Genomic DNA, 251 nt, shown 5'->3' on the forward strand with positions numbered 1-251 from the left:
CTCCCTCTCCGGTGAAGCCTTGCTCATCTCCATAGTAAATGGCGGGAATTCCACGTGAGAACAGGATGACCGCGTAAGCCAGGCGCACTCGTCTCATGACCTCATCAAAAGAGGCATGAGGCTTTGCCTCACGCACCGCGTGTGCGAAACGCATAACATCATGATTACCGGTAAGAGTGACCAGTTCCGCAGCTGTCGCATCACCCTTGGCGTAAAGCGCATCACCTTGAAACACATCAGTGATTTTCGAC

Annotated in this window: 1 protein-coding gene; it reads right to left on the reverse strand. The window is 53.0% G+C overall.

Annotated features, from left to right (window positions below):
* The coding region (locus DC347_RS21365; protein WP_206073985.1) for an alpha-amylase family glycosyl hydrolase at positions 1-251 on the reverse strand (251 nt) is incomplete at both ends.

The organism is Pseudarthrobacter sp. AG30 (genome assembly GCF_003116525.1).
GTDB lineage: Bacteria > Actinomycetota > Actinomycetes > Actinomycetales > Micrococcaceae > Arthrobacter.